Annotated in this window: 3 protein-coding genes; all 3 read left to right on the top strand. The window is 59.6% G+C overall.

Annotated features, from left to right (window positions below):
* Positions 1-4: 4 nt before the first annotated feature.
* Positions 5-1,681 (top strand): formate--tetrahydrofolate ligase, encoded by a 1,677-nt coding sequence (locus G7G_RS0117875; RefSeq protein ID WP_029622158.1) that lies wholly within the window; start codon positions 5-7, stop codon positions 1,679-1,681.
* 57 nt (positions 1,682-1,738) lie between these two features.
* Complete coding sequence (locus G7G_RS0117880) at positions 1,739-2,044, top strand: chorismate mutase (RefSeq protein ID WP_010442824.1); 306 nt, start codon at positions 1,739-1,741, stop codon at positions 2,042-2,044.
* A 53-nt stretch (positions 2,045-2,097) separates the two neighbouring features.
* On the top strand, positions 2,098-2,975 hold an 878-nt coding region (gene folD, locus G7G_RS0117885), incomplete at its 3' end, for a bifunctional methylenetetrahydrofolate dehydrogenase/methenyltetrahydrofolate cyclohydrolase FolD (protein ID WP_010442825.1).

A 2,975-nucleotide genomic window follows, 5' to 3' on the forward strand; every position in this document is an offset into this window, starting at 1 on the left:
CCCAATGAGCTATAAATCCGATATTGAGATTGCCCGTGAGGCAAACAAGAAGCCGATTCAGGAGATCGGTGCCAAGCTGGGCATTTCCAGTGATGATCTGCTGCCCTACGGCCACGACAAGGCGAAAGTCAGTCAGGATTTCATCAATTCGGTTCAGGACCGCGAAGATGGCAAGCTGATCCTGGTCACGGCGATCAACCCGACCCCTGCGGGTGAAGGCAAGACGACCACTACAGTTGGTCTGGGCGATGGCCTGAACCGCATCGGCAAGAACGCGATGATCTGTATCCGTGAAGCCTCGCTTGGCCCGAACTTTGGCATGAAGGGCGGTGCCGCAGGTGGCGGTTACGCGCAGGTTGTTCCGATGGAAGAGATGAACCTGCACTTCACCGGTGACTTCCACGCGATTACTTCGGCCCACTCGCTGCTGTCGGCAATGATCGACAACCACATCTATTGGGGCAACGAGTGCGAGATCGACACCCGCCGCGTCGCATGGCGCCGTGTGGTCGACATGAATGACCGCGCTCTGCGCCAGATCACGGCGTCTCTGGGCGGCGTGTCGAACGGCTTCCCGCGCGAAGCTGGCTTTGACATTACCGTGGCTTCAGAAGTCATGGCGATCCTGTGTCTGGCAAACGACCTGAAGGATCTGGAAAAGCGTCTGGGCGACATCATCGTAGCTTACCGCCGTGACAAGACCCCGGTTTACTGCCGCGACATCAAGGCCGAAGGCGCAATGACCGTGCTGCTGAAAGACGCGATGCAGCCGAACCTGGTGCAGACGCTGGAAAACAACCCGGCCTTTGTTCACGGTGGGCCGTTCGCAAACATCGCGCATGGCTGTAACTCGGTCATCGCCACCAAGACCGCTCTGAAAGTGGCCGACTATGTCGTTACTGAAGCGGGCTTTGGTGCTGATCTGGGTGCCGAGAAGTTCATGAACATCAAGTGCCGCAAGGCGGGCATCGCGCCGTCGGCCGTGGTGCTGGTTGCCACAGTGCGTGCGATGAAGATGAACGGCGGCGTTGCCAAGGCCGATCTGGGTGCGGAAAACGTTGACGCTGTGAAATCGGGCTGTGCCAACCTCGGCCGTCACATCGAAAACGTGAAATCCTTCGGTGTGCCGGTTGTTGTCGCCATCAACCACTTTGTCACTGACACCGATGCGGAAGTACAGGCGGTCAGCGACTATTGCGGCGAACATGGCGTCGAGGCGGTTTTGTCGCGCCACTGGGAGCTGGGCTCGGAAGGCTCTGCGCCGCTGGCCGAGAAGGTTGTCGAGATCGTCGAAGGCGGCAGCGCCAACTTCGCGCCGATCTACCCTGACGACATGCCACTGTTCGAGAAGATCGAAACCATCGCCAAGCGTATCTATCGCGCGGATGAGGTTCTGGCCGACAACAAGATCCGTAACCAGCTGAAAGAATGGGAAGAGGCAGGCTATGGCAATCTGCCGGTCTGCATGGCGAAAACCCAGTATTCGTTCTCGACCGACCCGACCCTGCGCGGCGCGCCCACCGGCCACTCGGTTCCGGTGCGTGAGGTCCGCCTGTCCGCCGGTGCCGGTTTCATCGTGGTTGTCTGTGGTGAGATCATGACCATGCCCGGTCTGCCCCGCAAGCCGGCCGCGGAAACCATCTGCCTTAACGACGCAGGTGAGATCGAGGGCTTGTTCTAAGCCGCCGAATAAGACATCTCGTGGTCCGGGGAATTCCCGGGCCATGAGGAGACAAACATGCCCACTCTGACACCTCCAAAAGACTGCCACTCAATGCGGGAGTTGCGGGTTCAGATCGACAAGCTGGATCGGCAGCTGATCGAGATGTTGGTGGCGCGTGCAGGTTACATCGACCGCGCATCCGCGCTGAAGCCGGGCGAGGGCTTGCCTGCACGTATTCCGGAGCGTGTCGAGGATGTGGTGCAAAAAGTGCGTATGAATTCGGACGAGCTGGGTATGGATCCTGACCTTGCCGAAAAACTATGGCGCACCTTGATTGATTGGTCGATTGCGCGCGAAGAACGCGTGCTCGGCCCCGACTGAATGACCGGGCGCTTTGTGCGCCCGATCCGTTTTTTGAAAGAAGGGATCAAAGGATGGTAGCTCAAGTCATCGACGGTAAGGCCTTTGCCGCCAAAGTGCGCGCGCAGGTGGCTGACCAGGTTGCGAAACTGAAGGAAGAAAACGGCATCACACCGGGTCTGGCGGTGGTTCTGGTGGGCGAGGATCCGGCCAGTCAGGTCTATGTCCGCTCGAAGGGAAAAATGACCGTTGAAGTCGGTATGAACTCATACGAGCACAAGCTGGATGCAGACACCTCCGAAGAAGACCTTCTGGCGCTGATCGACAAGCTGAACAACGATCCTGCCGTACACGGTATTCTGGTGCAGCTGCCGCTGCCCAAGCACCTGAACGAAGACCTGGTGATCAACTCGATTGATCCGGCGAAAGATGTAGATGGGTTCCATATCTCGAATGTCGGCCTGCTGGGTACGGGCCAGAAATCGATGGTGCCCTGCACGCCGCTGGGCTGCCTGATGATGCTGCGCGACCACCATGGCTCTCTATCGGGCATGGATGCTGTTGTAATTGGCCGCTCGAATATTGTGGGCAAGCCGATGGCGCAGCTGCTGCTGGGCGACAGCTGCACCGTGACCATCGCGCATAGCCGCACCAAGGACCTGCCCGACGTGGTACGCCGCGCCGACATCGTCGTCGCCGCCGTAGGCCGCCCCGAGATGGTGCCGGGTGACTGGATCAAGGAAGGCGCGACCGTAATCGACGTGGGCATCAACCGGATCGAACGTGACGGCAAGAACAAGCTGGTCGGCGATGTGGACTATGCCAGCGCGGCTGAGCGCGCAGGTGCAATCACTCCGGTACCCGGTGGCGTAGGCCCGATGACGATCGCCTGCCTGCTGGCCAATACGCTGACCGCCGCGTGCCGGGCGAATGGCCTGCCAGAACCCGAAGG

This window comes from Ruegeria conchae (assembly GCF_000192475.1).
GTDB lineage: Bacteria > Pseudomonadota > Alphaproteobacteria > Rhodobacterales > Rhodobacteraceae > Ruegeria > Ruegeria conchae.

Coding starts and splice junctions, on each gene's coding strand:
- G7G_RS0117875 (WP_029622158.1), top strand. CDS start 5: ATGAGCTATAAATCCGATATTGAGATTGCCCGTGAGGCAAACAAGAAG.
- G7G_RS0117880 (WP_010442824.1), top strand. CDS start 1,739: ATGCCCACTCTGACACCTCCAAAAGACTGCCACTCAATGCGGGAGTTG.